Annotated in this window: 15 protein-coding genes; all 15 read left to right on the forward strand. The window is 43.7% G+C overall.

Features of this window, described 5'->3' with window-relative positions:
- Positions 1 to 96: 96 nt before the first annotated feature.
- The 15 genes from IRB79_RS03930 (at position 97) to IRB79_RS04000 (ending at position 13,718) form a co-directional block, all read left to right on the forward strand.
- A complete protein-coding gene (locus IRB79_RS03930; protein WP_243506825.1) occupies positions 97 to 834 on the forward strand; it encodes an ABC transporter permease in 738 nt (245 codons plus the stop codon).
- Positions 834 to 1,739 carry an ABC transporter ATP-binding protein gene (locus IRB79_RS03935; protein ID WP_243506826.1) on the forward strand — a complete coding sequence of 302 codons (906 nt, stop codon included), beginning with the start codon at positions 834 to 836 and terminating at the stop codon, positions 1,737 to 1,739. The genes IRB79_RS03930 and IRB79_RS03935 overlap by 1 nt, the downstream gene beginning before the upstream one ends.
- Positions 1,740 to 1,755: 16 nt before the next feature.
- Positions 1,756 to 2,250 carry a PH domain-containing protein gene (locus IRB79_RS03940; RefSeq protein ID WP_243506827.1) on the forward strand — a complete coding sequence of 165 codons (495 nt, stop codon included), beginning with the start codon at positions 1,756 to 1,758 and terminating at the stop codon, positions 2,248 to 2,250.
- Positions 2,247 to 3,701, forward strand: coding sequence for a PH domain-containing protein (locus tag IRB79_RS03945; protein WP_243506828.1), 1,455 nt, complete (start codon positions 2,247 to 2,249; stop codon positions 3,699 to 3,701). The genes IRB79_RS03940 and IRB79_RS03945 overlap by 4 nt, the downstream gene beginning before the upstream one ends.
- A 79-nt stretch (positions 3,702 to 3,780) precedes the next feature.
- On the forward strand, positions 3,781 to 3,948 hold the full coding sequence (locus IRB79_RS03950) for a hypothetical protein (protein WP_243506829.1): 168 nt from the start codon (positions 3,781 to 3,783) through the stop codon (positions 3,946 to 3,948).
- A gap of 113 nt (positions 3,949 to 4,061) precedes the next feature.
- Positions 4,062 to 4,730, forward strand: coding sequence for a response regulator transcription factor (locus tag IRB79_RS03955; protein WP_243506831.1), 669 nt, complete (start codon positions 4,062 to 4,064; stop codon positions 4,728 to 4,730).
- On the forward strand, positions 4,727 to 6,088 hold the full coding sequence (locus tag IRB79_RS03960) for a sensor histidine kinase (RefSeq protein ID WP_243506833.1): 1,362 nt from the start codon (positions 4,727 to 4,729) through the stop codon (positions 6,086 to 6,088). Before IRB79_RS03955 ends, IRB79_RS03960 begins: the two co-directional genes overlap by 4 nt.
- Positions 6,089 to 6,361: 273 nt before the next feature.
- Positions 6,362 to 7,234 (forward strand): DUF1259 domain-containing protein, encoded by an 873-nt coding sequence (locus tag IRB79_RS03965; RefSeq protein ID WP_243509209.1) that lies wholly within the window; start codon positions 6,362 to 6,364, stop codon positions 7,232 to 7,234.
- A 344-nt stretch (positions 7,235 to 7,578) separates the two neighbouring features.
- On the forward strand, positions 7,579 to 8,490 hold the full coding sequence (locus tag IRB79_RS03970; RefSeq protein ID WP_243506834.1) for an ABC transporter ATP-binding protein: 912 nt from the start codon (positions 7,579 to 7,581) through the stop codon (positions 8,488 to 8,490).
- Complete coding sequence (locus IRB79_RS03975; RefSeq protein ID WP_243506835.1) at positions 8,487 to 9,197, forward strand: ABC transporter permease; 711 nt, start codon at positions 8,487 to 8,489, stop codon at positions 9,195 to 9,197. Before IRB79_RS03970 ends, IRB79_RS03975 begins: the two co-directional genes overlap by 4 nt.
- A complete protein-coding gene (locus IRB79_RS03980; RefSeq protein ID WP_243506836.1) occupies positions 9,198 to 9,929 on the forward strand; it encodes an ABC transporter permease in 732 nt (243 codons plus the stop codon).
- 125 nt (positions 9,930 to 10,054) lie between these two features.
- Complete coding sequence (locus IRB79_RS03985; protein ID WP_243506837.1) at positions 10,055 to 10,720, forward strand: YknW family membrane protein; 666 nt, start codon at positions 10,055 to 10,057, stop codon at positions 10,718 to 10,720.
- Entirely contained in the window at positions 10,721 to 11,839 is a 1,119-nt protein-coding gene (locus tag IRB79_RS03990) for an efflux RND transporter periplasmic adaptor subunit (RefSeq protein ID WP_243506838.1), read from the forward strand.
- Positions 11,836 to 12,528, forward strand: coding sequence for an ABC transporter ATP-binding protein (locus IRB79_RS03995; protein WP_243506839.1), 693 nt, complete (start codon positions 11,836 to 11,838; stop codon positions 12,526 to 12,528). Before IRB79_RS03990 ends, IRB79_RS03995 begins: the two co-directional genes overlap by 4 nt.
- Positions 12,525 to 13,718, forward strand: coding sequence for an ABC transporter permease (locus tag IRB79_RS04000; RefSeq protein WP_243506840.1), 1,194 nt, complete (start codon positions 12,525 to 12,527; stop codon positions 13,716 to 13,718). The genes IRB79_RS03995 and IRB79_RS04000 overlap by 4 nt, the downstream gene beginning before the upstream one ends.
- Positions 13,719 to 13,752 lie beyond the last annotated feature (34 nt).

Consider the following 13,752-nt stretch of genomic DNA (forward strand, 5'->3'; position numbering starts at 1 on the left):
CTCCTAATCTAGTTTGTTCAAACCTATCATATCACTCCATTTCCAAAAATATAGGAATTAAGGAAAAATTAAGGAAGTATTTCAGGGGGGTTAAGATTGACGATATATACTTTAATCAGAATCACGCTGAAGGGAGCATGGAATATGTTTGTGATGTGCAAGAGAGAGTTTATAAGTCTTTTTAAAGGGATTAAATCCATTATTATGATTGCCATATTATTTGCAGTATCGTATTATGCAGCGAAGTTTTCCAGTGTACTATCATCTGGAGTGGAACTGACGGCAGGCGAGGCTGAGGATATCCATACGATCGGTCTTTTAAGTGTCATTTTGCTGCTTGGACAATTATTTGTGTTCGGTTTGTCCCATGACACAATAAACAGAGAAATCCATGAGCGTACAATGAGGTTTCTGGTGACAAGGGCATCACGCTCTACTATATTATTCGGTAAATTCCTTGGAATATGGTTGTTCTGGCTGTTCTGTATTGTGGTGTCTTTTTTGCTGATCAGTATCTTTTCCAAGAAGTTTAATCTGTTTATTTTTTCCCAGACGATGAGTCTGGTGACTTACCAGGCAGCTTTAGCTGTCCTATTGTCCGTGCTTATCCCTAGACCTGGATATACCATGTTTTTAGGCAACATTCTGGGGCTGATGCTTCCGGCTTTTGGATTTTGGGCTGCTTTTTCTCCAAATGGCTGGGTAAACTGGATGAAATACCTTATCCCTTTTTACTATTTGGAGCGTGATGATTTTACTTTCTTAGTCATACTGGGGCTGGCAGGTATGATGCTGCTGGCTGCAAATGCTGTCTTTAGAAGGAGGGAATGCTGATGATTGCCATCGAAGCGAAACAGCTCTCAAAAGCCTATGGTGCCCATCAGGTGGTCATGGGAATGGATTTAGCCGTAAGGAAAGGCGAGATATTTGGGTTTCTCGGACGTAACGGTGCAGGTAAATCCACCTTTATTAATATGCTGACAGGAATCATTTCCTCCAGCAGCGGAACATACTCACTTCTTGGGGTTGAAGGACCTGATAGCAAAGTGATGAAAAGAGTGGGGGTTATGCCGGATTATTCATCTTTCTATGGGTCATGGACCGCTCTGGATCATTTGCGCTTTTTCTCAGAGCTATCGGGCGCCAGGGCTTCAAAAGAGAAATGTCTGGAGGTTCTGAGAAGTGTTGATCTTTTATCACATGCCAATAAGAAAGCAGGCAAGTTCTCCTTTGGCATGAAAAAGAAACTGGGGATTGCTCAGGCGATTATTCATGATCCGGAGCTGATATTCCTTGACGAGCCTACATCGGGTATGGATGCGGAATCTGTTATTCTCATTCACCGTCTCATTAAAGAGCTTCAAAAACAGGGGAAGACGGTTTTTATGACATCGCATAATCTGGATGAAGTGGAGAAGATTTGCTCAAGGATTGCCATTATGCGGGATGGAATCATTGATAAGATTGGAACGATGGAAGAGTTACGGGCCTTTTACCGGTCAACCATAACTGTCAAAATGAAACACTCCAACGTGCCGAAGCAGGAACAAGCTAAGCTGAAGCAATGGCTTGATTCAACTGGCAGCCTGCTTGAACACGGGGATGCTTATACAGTGATCACAATCAGCGATGAGAATAAGATTGCTGACATGATAAGGGCTTTCACACAATGCAAGGCGGATGTTCTGCGGGTGGAAGTTGAAGAGCCATCGCTCGAAGAAATCTTTTTAAATGAATAATAGATGGGAGATTAATATGCATGTAAATATAAAGGAACCTCAAAACAGGATTTCACGGAACGCCATCCGGGTATGGATCATCAGTGAGGCGATCCAAAATATCATCGGATTTGCGGTTCTCGGAGTGTTGTTTTATCTGGATGATCGATTTTCATGGAAAGAATGGATCGGGTGGATCCTGATCATTTTATTGACTATATCGATACCGGCGGCAATTTGGTCTTTCATATCGCCATACATTCAGTACAAAAGCTGGCGTTACGATGTGGATGAAGAATATGTCCAGCTGAAGTCAGGGGTGTGGCAGGAAAGGCATCTGCTGATCCCCATGAGCAAAATACAATCGGTTGAAACCGTGCAGGGTCCTATTATGAGGAAATACGGCCTATATTCCGTAAGCATGGGAACGATGGGGTCTTCTCATGTAATCCCGGCATTGCCAAAAGAGGAGGCTGTCTCATTAAGAAATAAGATAGCCAAACTTGCCAAAGTAAAGGAAGAGGACGAATGAAGCAAGCCAGAAGATATCATCCGCTTCTTATATTGTTTGGACTCATTCAATTACTAAGAAATTCAGCCTTTATTGCCCTCTTTTTATTTGTGATGAAAGCGGGCTCCCAATCCTTTTTGATTGTATGGGGACGTAAGCTTTTTCTTCCTTTTATTGCTTTGGCTGCTTTGTATGTTCTTCTGGATTGGCTATCAAATAAGTATGAAGTGGACGATGCTCATATCCATTTATCCAAGGGAATCTTTGTCCGCTCCAAGAGAACTGTACCATTTACTAAAGTGCAAAATATCCAGAGACATACGTCTCTGCTTCACCGGCTATTTGGATTCACATCCCTTACCTTTGAAACAGGAATGGATGGAAGTGAGTCTTCAATAGAGTTTAAGGTAATTTCCTTAAAAGAAGCGAACCGGCTGGAAGAGACGGTTTCAGCGAAAACGAAAGCGGAAGTGCCGGAAGTGAGTGAAAAAACACTGCATTTTTCTCCGGGACAAAAAGATCTTATAAAAGCGGCCTTTACATCCCTAAGCTTTCTTATACTGCTGTCTTTAATAGCTTCTATTTATACAAAGATATCTGACTTTATTGATCTGGAAGAAAGAGGAATAGGCTTTTTGAAGGGATTCCTGGATTCCTGGCAGGTGCAGGCTGCTGCAATCATCTTTTTTCTGATTATATCTGTATTGGCAGGTTTCTTGCGGACCTTTATCAAGTATGGGAAATATGAAATATCTTCTGACGAAACCCGTATTTATATCCGGAAAGGATTCTTAGAAGAGACCTCCTTTTCTATTTCAAAAGATCGAGTCCAGGCAATAGAAATCAAGCAGAATATGATGAAACGTTTGACCGGGGTAGCTGAAGTGAAATTGGTGACAGCAGGTGATGTTTCGGAAGGAGATGAAAAGGCAGGCGTAAATTCGCTATTTCCTTTTCTGCCAGTTGATCGGGCCTGCAAGATAGCAGAGGAGATATTGCCGGCTTATGAAATTTTACAGAACATGCATCCGCTTCCGAAAAAGGCCCTATGGGCAAGCTTATTAAAGCCAAGCTGGCTATGGATCTTATCTACAGCCGCCCTGGTTTATTTCAAGCCTGAATTTCTGGGTATTGAAGAAACCTGGCTGGCAGGTTCTATCCTTCTCTTTTCCTTAATTGTCTTTGTACGAATCGCTGGGTATACAAATGCCCGATATTTGATCAATGGCCCTTTTATTCAAGTCAAAACCGGCATTGTTGGCACGCGGTTATTTATCTCTAAAAGAAGCAAGGTTATTGAGGCAGAAGTAACGGCAACACGATGGCAAAAGCTGTTTGGACTTGCCTCCATACAGACAGTGAACCGAGGTAAGCCTGTTCAGCATGCCTGTGTGGAGAATGTGCCAGCCGAGGTGGCTTCATCTTTCTATTCCTGGTATAAGAGCCGCAGGGAGGAAGTTCAAATTAAATAGATTTTTTTACCATAAAAAAGAAACCTCCATGATTACCTTTCGTATTAAATAAGTACAGGATAATCATGGAGATTTTCTTTTGAAGATGGTGTGGGTAATCACTGGAATAATTCTTATTGTGGCAGCAGCAGTTTTGGCCTTATTCATGTATCTAAAGGGAAAAAGCAGCGGTGATCATAAGTCAGTCATCGGGTATGTGCAGGAACACAGGGACACAGACAGCATGGAATCATGGCCGGAAAAATGAATCTTATCAACAGTAAGTTTCGTAGATTAGCAGGAAGCATTTGTTAGATTCGGGAACTTATTAGAAGATGTTCACAAGTAGATTTGTAAAAGATAAATTAAAGGGTGGAGAGTATGGCTAGAATTTTATACATAGAAGATGAAAGCGATATTGGCAGCTGGCTGAAAAATGATTTAGGGGAAAGAGGCTATGAAGTGATCTGGCTGCAGTCTGGAGAAGGCATGGAAAACTATCTTTCTGATGCGGATATTGCCATTTTGGATGTTATGCTTCCGGGGCTTGACGGGTTTTCGCTTGGGAAGCGGATTAAGAAAGTAAAGAATGACATGCCAGTACTAATGCTCTCGGCAAGAACGGCGGTGGAGGATAAGCTGGAGGGCCTGAGCTTTGCTGATGATTATCTGACAAAGCCTTTCCAGCCGGATGAGCTTGCTGCAAGGATTGAAGTGCTGTTAAGGCGATTTCAAAAGAATGATCAGGTGCTGGATCTGCATCACTTACAGGTGCATACAAAGGATTTTCGGATTATCAATCGGGAGGCAGACGGTGAAATTCAATTGACAGGAAAGCAGTATCAGCTGTTTCAGTACTTCATTCGCCATCTGAATCAGATTCTGACAAAAGAGCAGCTCTACGAAGGCGTCTGGGGAGAACAATATATGGAGGGCGACAAAACCTTGATGGTTCATATCCGCTATCTTCGTGAAAAACTCGAGAAGAACCCTTCCCGTCCTGAAATCATTGAGACCATCCGCGGAATCGGCTACAGGGTGAAGATATGAAAAGGTTCTTTCAATCGCTGCAGGCGAAGTATATGGCGATTATTCTGGTTGCCTTATTCCTTTTTCAGGCAGCTTATTTACTCGTGGCTATGCTGGCTATGGGTCTCCAGGAAGACATTTTAGGAGAACAGAGCAAGAATGAATCGGATCCCAAACATATTGAAGAAAAATGGCATGCGGATGCAAAAGAACTGGAGAGGGCTTCAAAGGAAACCATCCTTAGGCATTTTTCCAAATGGAAAAAGAAATATCCGGATGCTTCGATGTTTTGGGTAGACGAACAGGGAACCTTGATGGAGCAGCTGGATGTAAAGGGAAATCTGCCAGCTAATTGGACGCCTGCCTTTACAGCGAAGTTTATTAAGGAACGGTATGGCGGAGATCCGTTTACAGTTATAAGCTTTATTGGCGGGGATGAAAAGAACGGTTTTATCGTTCTGGAAATACCGAGGAATTTATTTCTTCCGCCGATGGTGCAGGTAACAGAGAAATATGGAATCCTCTTAGGGGCCGGTCTGCTTTTGATCATTTCCCTGTTTATCATCGTTTCCTTTTTATTTTTCCGGGGCATCCGCAAAAGGCTGCTTCATCTCCAGGAGGCGATGGAAAGACGGGATATGGATAATCTGCCGATCAAAATCGATGTGCAAAAAAATGATGAAATCGGCCAGCTGGAACAGACATTTAATGAGATGGTCTTAGAGCTTAAGGAAAGCAAGCTGCGCGAGCAGGAGGAAGAGCAGCTGCGGAGGGAGCTGATCGCCAATCTGTCCCATGACCTGCGGACGCCTTTGACGAAAATCAATGCGCAAACATACTCGATTGCAAAGGAGAATCTGTCTCCGGAAGGAATACAGGCTGTCAAAGCACTGGAAACCTCGATAGTCAATATTGATAGACTGATTGAGAATTTAATGAGCTACACGCTTTTAATGGCGAGCAAGCATAAGCAGGAGCTGATCGAGCTGGATGCTGTCCGGTTTATTCGAGAAAGTATGGCATCATGGTATCCGGTTTTTGAGAAGAATAATTTTGAAGTGATCATCGAGTTAGAGCCATTTGAAGAGAAATGGCTAGCGGATCCGATGTGGCTGGGCCGTATTTTTGATAACATTCTGCAAAATGTCCTGCGGCATGCAAAGGATGGGCTTTACCTTGAAGTGGCGACTGAATCAACTGATGAGTACGATGCGATTGTTTTTATTGATCATGGGAAGGGGCTGAATAACAGTTCCAATGAAAAAGGAGCCGGAATTGGGTTATCCATTATCGATTTAATGGTAAAGGGGATGAAGCTGGATTGGGAGATGGAATCTGGTGTTAAAGGTACAGCGATAAGAATCAGGAGAATCAAATGAAAGTGATTAGGTGAAGACATTAAGAACAATTATGATTCCAGTTAGTATATTTATTAAGTGAATTAAAAGGGAGTCACTCAAACTAGGAGTGGCTTCTTATTGATGAAAAATATTAATAAACAAAAATTACTATGAAAGGATTTTGTTAACCAACTGTATTAGCAGAAAAATACTGTACTTGTGTCTTAAAATATTGGTCATGCTCCTGATTTACGATCCAGAATACTATATCTAGAAATATAATGTTCAGGAGATGATTTGCAATTGGATAACATGAACAACACACAGCCAGACGATCTTTGTCAGGAATTTGCCGAAATTCTGGGATCAGTACCATCTGTCATAAATGGAGTTTGTACTGCGACTAATTCCCGTACAAATATACACCCGGTTGTATTAGGCCGGAGAGCTGAATCCTTTATGTTTGTTCCTCAGGCATATTCATTTGAAAATTTCGATCGGGACGGCCGGGCATTATGTCTTGGTGAGACAGTCCTCCTGCAGGAGGAAGTTAACCCCTTTATGACCAGCTTGCGTGAAGATGGAATCATTGTCACTGCCCTTCATAATCACTGGCTTTTTGAAAATCCAAGGTTAATGTATATGCATTTTGAATCCATTGATGAACCTTTAACTTTTGCCAGAAAAGTAAGAAATGCCCTAGACTTATTAACTACCCGCAATGTTGGAAGATCTGGCAGGGGACAAAGATCATCAAATAGACGAGGAGAAGAACTTTGTGAAGAGTTCAACAGAATTTTGGAAGGCAGCATGAATACATTTGAAAATGGGGTTTGCATTGTAATGAAATCCCGTACAAATATTAGGCCACGCGTTCTTGGCAGGAGGGGAAATTCCTTTTTATTAATTCCTCAAATGTTTGCATTTGAATCATTGACAGCAGACGGCCGGGCTCTTTGCAGTGGAGAAACGGTGATCCTGCAAGAAGAGATAAACCCATTTATTAGTGAGCTTCGTAAACATGACATTATTGTGACAGCTTTTCATAATCATTGGCTCTTTGATGATCCGAGGCTGATGTATATCCATTTTGAAAAAGTGGAAAAACCAATTCGCTTTGCCAATGATGTAAGAGATGCTCTTGAGGTGCTGACTGAAAAAAAGATATCATCAAATAGTAAATAAAGGAGTCACTTTTTCCGTGTGCTTCCGGGGATCTTCCAGTCGAAGATCCTTTTTTTATTTATTCATGGATTAAGAGCAATAAGTTCTTTCTCATAAAAAGGTTAAGCAACCTTTTTTGATTCCCTATTTCATTGGCTAGGTTCAAGCACATTGTTAATTTAAACTCTGATTGAAGTACAGGCGCGGGATTTCTGGGAAAAGCGGAACCGCAATCTGAATTTTAGAACAAAGTTTTGCAGAAAACGTCAAAATACATAAGCGGTTAGATATTTAAACAAATTTTAAACTTCTCCCTACCTTTGTTTTAACCTTGACTGGCTAAGATGGAAAGTGAGGTGAGAGGAATGGAGTTTATCGTAAGAACGGAAAATTTATCAAAGCATTTTGGTCAGGAGAAAGCTGTGTCAGGTCTGGAAATGAAAATACCCAAAGGGGAGATCTACGGATTTCTGGGTCCGAATGGTGCGGGGAAAACCACAACGATCCGGATGCTTTTGGGGCTGATGAAGCCTGATTCCGGCAGAATTGAAATTTTTCAAAAAGACTTAAAGAAAGACAGACTAACTATATTGGGACGGGTGGGCTCGCTTGTGGAGTCACCATCATATTATCCGCATTTAACAGCAAAAGAAAATCTGGAAGCAATGAGAAAAATACTTGGTGTGCCGAAACAGAGAATCGCTGAAGTGCTGGAGATTGTCCGGCTAACAGATGCTGGTGATAAAAAAGTAAAGGGCTTCTCACTTGGCATGAAGCAGCGGCTTGGAATTGCTGCCTCGCTGCTGAATAACCCGGAACTGCTGATTCTCGATGAGCCGACAAACGGTTTAGACCCTTCAGGAATTATTGAGATCCGCAATTTAATTAAAAGCCTGCCATCGGAATGCGGGATGACCGTGTTAATCTCCAGTCATTTATTATCAGAAATTGATCAGATGGCGACAACAGTAGGCATTGTGACGAAAGGGAAAATGATTTTTCAGGATTCGATTGAAGCGATGCGCATGTTTGCACAGCAGTCCGTTTTATTAAAGGTCAGCGAGAGCGACAAAGCCTGGCGATCCCTGCTGGGGAGAGGAATGAAGGCTGGTTTGGATAATGGCATTATTTCGCTTCCGCAGCAATCGGATGAAAAGGTGGCAGAGGCTGTGCGCGGACTTGTAGCAAATGGATTTTCCGTTTATCGGGTGGAAGAAGAAAAGCGATCATTGGAAGACATTTTCCTTCAAATGACGAGGGAGGGGCAGGCCGGATGATGGGAAAGCTGCTGGCAGCCGAATTTATGAAGATTAAGCGGAAAGGAATCTGGTTTCTGACCGTCCTCGGCCCAATTGGGGTAGTAGCCATGCAAATGGTCAATTACGGGGTGCGCAAGGATTATTTGTTCAGGCAAAATGATGACCGGTGGGGGTATTATTTGGACAATATTCATTCGTTCACTCCGCTTGCGATTGTGCTGGGCATCGTAATCCTGACATCTTTTATGTCGAGCATTGAGAATGAAACGAATGCCTGGAAGCAGCTGATTGCACTGCCAGTTTCGAAAATGAGCGTGTATTTATCGAAGTTCACAGTGCTGTCGGTTCTGCTCCTGACTTCTTCTGTGCTTTTAATGCTGTTCACAATCGTTTTTGGATTGTCTCTGGATTTAGGCGGGGAGGTTCCGTATGCCGGTCTGCTGAAATTTAGCTTTTATCCTTTTTTTGCGGCATTACCTGTTTTGGCGCTGCAGCTTTGGGTAGCGACTGTAAGTGTGAACCAGGGTGTGCCAATCACTCTGGGGATTCTGGGTGTAATTCTGACATATGCTGGTTTTACTTTGCCGGATTGGCTGATTTGGAAATGGCCGCTGCTGCTGAATGAGTGGGATGAACCGCTCATCAACGTCCTGCTCGGTGTTGGAACTGGCTTCTTCTTATACGCAGCAGGCATGATTGATTTTGCGAGAAGGGATGTGAAATAGATGCTATCTATTCTAAAGTCGGAATGGTTTAAACTGCGTAAATCAAGGATCTTCGGCATTCTTTTAGTGGGACCGCTGATTGGGCTGGGTGCGGGGATTGGGGCAGATACAGCTGAAACGGCGGGGGTGATGAATGAATGGTACATGCTTTTGATTTATATGAATTTGCCTTATTCGGTCCTCTTTTTGCCGTTAGTCACAGGGGTTCTGGCAAGCCTTGTCTGCCGGTATGAGCATCAGGCCGGGGGCTGGAAGCAGCTTCTGTCGCTGCCTGTCACAAGGGGAAAAGTGTTTGCAGCTAAGTATGCGCTGATTCTGCTATTGGTTTTGCTCATACAGTTATTTTATTTAGCTGCCATTTATGGAGCAGGATTGTATAAAGGCTTGGCCGATCCGTTTCCGGCAGCGATTGTCTGGAAAAGCATATTGGGAGGCTGGGTCGCGACTTTCCCATTAGTCGCTCTGCAGCTGTGGATGTCCGTCTGGTTCAAAAGCTTTGCGGCACCTTTTGCGGTCAACGTCGTTTTTACACTGCCATCCATTCTTGCGATGAATTCAGAGAAAGTAGGCCCCTATTATCCATGGGCACAGCCATTTGCAATGATGTATCCTGCGGCAGATACAGGCGATATCTTCTTTATTCCATGGGAACAGCTTTTGACTGTAATCGGCGGATTCTTTTTACTGTTTTATCTGGGCGGCTATTTTTATTTTCAGCGGAAGGCTGTGTAGACAGGATACCAAGGGAGAGATCTCTTGGTATTTTTAAATGGTAAATTGTAATTATTTGAAACTTTTTCTATATTATTCCGTAAAGCTATAGTGGAATTATTTTTAATAGAATAGGAGTGTTCTTTATGGAACAAGAAGTAAAAACAAATAGCGCAAAACCGAGTATGCTTGGGATGATTTGGAGTCCTGGGGAGCAGTTTGACCGCATACGCCAGAACCCGAAGATTTGGGTGCCGCTGATTTTGGTCAGTATTCTGTTTGCGGCAGGTATGTTTTTGATGGCCATGTCGATGGATGCTTCTTACCTTGGGCTTGAAGGCATGAGTGAGGCAGAGGCAGAGATGGTAATGATGTTTTCGAGGGTGGGTGTGGCAATAACAGGAATTTTCACACCTGTAGTGGTTGCCCTCATTTCCGGTGGTATTTATATGATTTTCATTAAAATTGCTGGATCAGATGCAACCTTCAAACAGATATTTTCCATGAATATTTATATTCTTGTTATTGGCGGGATAGGCCTCTTGGTCAATATGGCATTAAGAGCAGCTATTGGAGGAAATCCGGAAATATTTATTACTAGTTTAGCAGGATTGATGAACAGCGAGAAACCAGGGGTTTTGGGTTCTATCGAGTTATTCAGCATCTGGCAGTCTGTTGTAACGGCTATTGGCCTTCATCGGGTTGGAGGATTATCAAAAGGCTGGGCTTGGGGCATTGCGATTGCCTTCTTCATCATCGGCATTGTCTTCACTTTAATCAGCAATACCCTTTCAGGAATGACTGGTGTCTAAATGAAAAAGAAAGTTTGGATAGCAATAGGAGTTGCGGCTGTGTTTTTGCTGATGGCTGGCGTTAGCGTCTACAGACAGGCGTTTGCGAAAGGGCCTGAAGTAAAAACCGCCCATCCGGTTCAGGAGGAAATTACAGAGCAGATCATGATTCCGGGAACGGTAGAGCTGATGAATGAACAGAAAATATATGCTTCTCCTGAAAAAGGCGAAATAAAGGAGTTCCTGGTAGAAGAAGGGGATTCCGTTAAAAAAGGAGAGGTACTGGCCAAATTCGATGAACAGGCTTTGGAGCTTGAACTGGAAAAAGTCAAACTTCAGGCTGAATCAGGATATTTAAAAATCAGCCAGCTGGAAAAACAGGAAGACCAGCTGGGGAATAAGAAAAAAGAGCTGCGCAAACAGGCTGGTGAAAAGGAAGCTGATAAACAGATACAGCCTGAAAGGGATCAGTTGAAACTGGAAAAGCGATTGGCGAATCTGGAATTAAGCCAGGTGCTTCTGCAGAAGAAAGATATTGAAAAACGTCTTGGAGAATTAGAGGTTAAAAGCACAATGGATGGAGTGGTGCTTCAGGTGAACAAGGCAGCCTCCTCCGATCCAGCTTCGGCAGGGAAACCTGTCATTTATGTTGGCGATTTAAAGGCGATCGGCGCATCAGGCTTACTTTCAGAATTCGATTCATTAAAGGTGAAAGAGGGGCAAAAGGTGACTCTCCGGTCCGATGCGATTCCTGAAAAGAAATGGAAAGGCGAAGTCAGCGAAGTAGCTGATATGCCGGAAGAGAATCAGGGAATGAACCCTGCCGAAAATAGTGCGCCACAGTATCGGGTGGAGATCACGGTGAAGGAAATGTCCCTGAAACCAGGTTTTCAGCTCATAATGGAAATCGAAACGGATAAGAAGAAGGCTCTGACTGTTCCGGCAAACTCGGTTATAACTGGAGACAGCAGCGTATATCTATTCGTGGTCAGGGATCAGAAAAGCTATAAACAGGAAGTGGAGACAGGTGTCGCTTCCGGGAATAAAATCGAGATAACAAGCGGCCTCAAAGAGAAGGATTTGATTATTACTAATCCATCAGATCAGCTTAAAGACGGCATGGAAGTGGATGCGAAATGATTGATCTTAAAGGCATAATCAAGTCTTATCAGGCGGGAAAAGAAAGAATTGAAGTGTTAAAAGGGATTAATCTGAGCATTGAGCAAGGGGATTCTGTGGCGATTATGGGGCCATCCGGATCGGGAAAGTCCACGCTTATGAATATTATTGGATGTCTCGATCTGCCGACAGAAGGAATATATGAATTGGATGGTGAGAACATATCCAATTACTCGGAAGCAGAGCTGGCAAAGGTCAGAAATCAATCGATCGGGTTTGTGTTTCAGCAGTTTCACCTGCTTCCGAGACTGACGGCCATTCAAAATGTAGAGCTGCCGATGATTTACAGCGGCCTTGCAAAAAAGGAACGATTGGAAAGGGCGGAAGCCGCACTGATCAAAGTGGGTCTTGCTGATCGGATGGAGCATCTGCCAAATGCCTTATCAGGAGGTCAGAAGCAGCGGGTTGCCATCGCCAGAGCGATTGTGAACGAACCGAAAATCATATTGGCGGATGAACCAACAGGTGCTCTTGATACGAAAACAAGCGCCTCCATTATGGAGTTGTTCAGTGAGCTGAACCATGAAGGGTCTACGATTGTAATGGTTACACATGAACCTGAGGTTGCAGAGTATGCCCATCACACGATTATGGTGAGGGATGGGCTGATTGTGTCCGCAGAACCTTCCCGCAGGGGGGCGCCTACATGAGTTTTTTAGAAAATATCAAAATGGCGCTTAGTTCCTTAAAGGCGCATAAAATGAGATCGATTTTAACGATGATTGGGATCATTATTGGTGTTGGGGCTGTCATTATTGTAGTCGCAATCGGCCAGGGCGGAGAAGCGATGCTGAAGACGCAGCTGACAGGTCCCGGCAATACAGTGGAGCTGTTTTATCAGCCTTCTGACGAGGAAATTCAGGCAAACCCAAACATATTTAATGAAGCTCCTTTTGATGGGGAAGATATCAATGCACTGGAGCAGATTCCAGAGATTAAAAGAGTAGTTGCTTCAAGCTCACAGTTTTCACAGGCTTCTTTTGGGGAAAAGAAGGCAGAAACATCGACAACAGGAGTAGGTCCAGCCTATTTTGAGCTGAACAATGTTGATATGGAGAAAGGGCGGTCCTTTACGGCTGCAGATTTCCTTGGCGGACGCAGAGTGGGGCTTGTCAGCTATTCCATGCAGGAGGAGCTCTTTGATGGCAAGTCGCCGGTTGGCGAAGTGATCCGGATTGGGAACCAGCCGATTGAAATCATTGGAGTCATGGAAAAGCAGACAGGGCTCTTTTCATTCGGTGTTCTGGAGATCTATGTGCCTACTAAAACATGGCAGACAATTTATGGGAAGAGTGACTTTACCCAGGTGACGCTTCAGGCAGAATCCGCTGATCAGCTTCAGACGGCAGGAAAGAAGGCTGCCAACCTGCTTAACAAGATGCATAATACAGAAGAATCTTATATGGTTATCAACATGGAAGAAATGGCAGAAGGAATCGGCCAGATTACAAAGGTCATGACTTTAATCATCGGCAGTATCGCCGGTATCTCGCTATTTGTTGGCGGAATTGGGGTCATGAATATCATGCTCGTATCTGTAACGGAAAGAACGAGGGAAATCGGCATCCGAAAAGCACTCGGAGCGACCAGAGGGCAAATCATGGGACAGTTTTTAATCGAATCTGTCACGCTGACCTTAATTGGAGGAGTGCTGGGAATCCTGCTGGGCTGGGGTTCTGCATCTCTGATTTCATTCTTTGCCGGCTGGCCATCACTCATTTCCTGGCAGGTCGTCGCAGGCGCCCTTTTCTTCTCAATGGCGATCGGCATCATCTTCGGTCTGCTGCCGGCTAATAAAGCTTCTAGGCTGAGTCCAATTGAATCTTTGCGGTATGAGTGATTATTTAAGAGGCTATCTTCGGCTGAGGCTGGGG

It is taken from the genome of Cytobacillus oceanisediminis, from assembly GCF_022811925.1.
GTDB classification, from domain to species: Bacteria; Bacillota; Bacilli; order Bacillales; family Cytobacillaceae; genus Cytobacillus; species Cytobacillus oceanisediminis_D.

Coding starts and splice junctions, on each gene's coding strand:
- IRB79_RS03935 (WP_243506826.1), top strand. CDS start 834: ATGATTGCCATCGAAGCGAAACAGCTCTCAAAAGCCTATGGTGCCCAT.
- IRB79_RS03940 (WP_243506827.1), top strand. CDS start 1,756: ATGCATGTAAATATAAAGGAACCTCAAAACAGGATTTCACGGAACGCC.
- IRB79_RS03945 (WP_243506828.1), top strand. CDS start 2,247: ATGAAGCAAGCCAGAAGATATCATCCGCTTCTTATATTGTTTGGACTC.
- IRB79_RS03955 (WP_243506831.1), top strand. CDS start 4,062: ATGGCTAGAATTTTATACATAGAAGATGAAAGCGATATTGGCAGCTGG.
- IRB79_RS03960 (WP_243506833.1), top strand. CDS start 4,727: ATGAAAAGGTTCTTTCAATCGCTGCAGGCGAAGTATATGGCGATTATT.
- IRB79_RS03965 (WP_243509209.1), top strand. CDS start 6,362: ATGAACAACACACAGCCAGACGATCTTTGTCAGGAATTTGCCGAAATT.
- IRB79_RS03970 (WP_243506834.1), top strand. CDS start 7,579: ATGGAGTTTATCGTAAGAACGGAAAATTTATCAAAGCATTTTGGTCAG.
- IRB79_RS03975 (WP_243506835.1), top strand. CDS start 8,487: ATGATGGGAAAGCTGCTGGCAGCCGAATTTATGAAGATTAAGCGGAAA.
- IRB79_RS03980 (WP_243506836.1), top strand. CDS start 9,198: ATGCTATCTATTCTAAAGTCGGAATGGTTTAAACTGCGTAAATCAAGG.
- IRB79_RS03985 (WP_243506837.1), top strand. CDS start 10,055: ATGGAACAAGAAGTAAAAACAAATAGCGCAAAACCGAGTATGCTTGGG.
- IRB79_RS03990 (WP_243506838.1), top strand. CDS start 10,721: ATGAAAAAGAAAGTTTGGATAGCAATAGGAGTTGCGGCTGTGTTTTTG.
- IRB79_RS03995 (WP_243506839.1), top strand. CDS start 11,836: ATGATTGATCTTAAAGGCATAATCAAGTCTTATCAGGCGGGAAAAGAA.
- IRB79_RS04000 (WP_243506840.1), top strand. CDS start 12,525: ATGAGTTTTTTAGAAAATATCAAAATGGCGCTTAGTTCCTTAAAGGCG.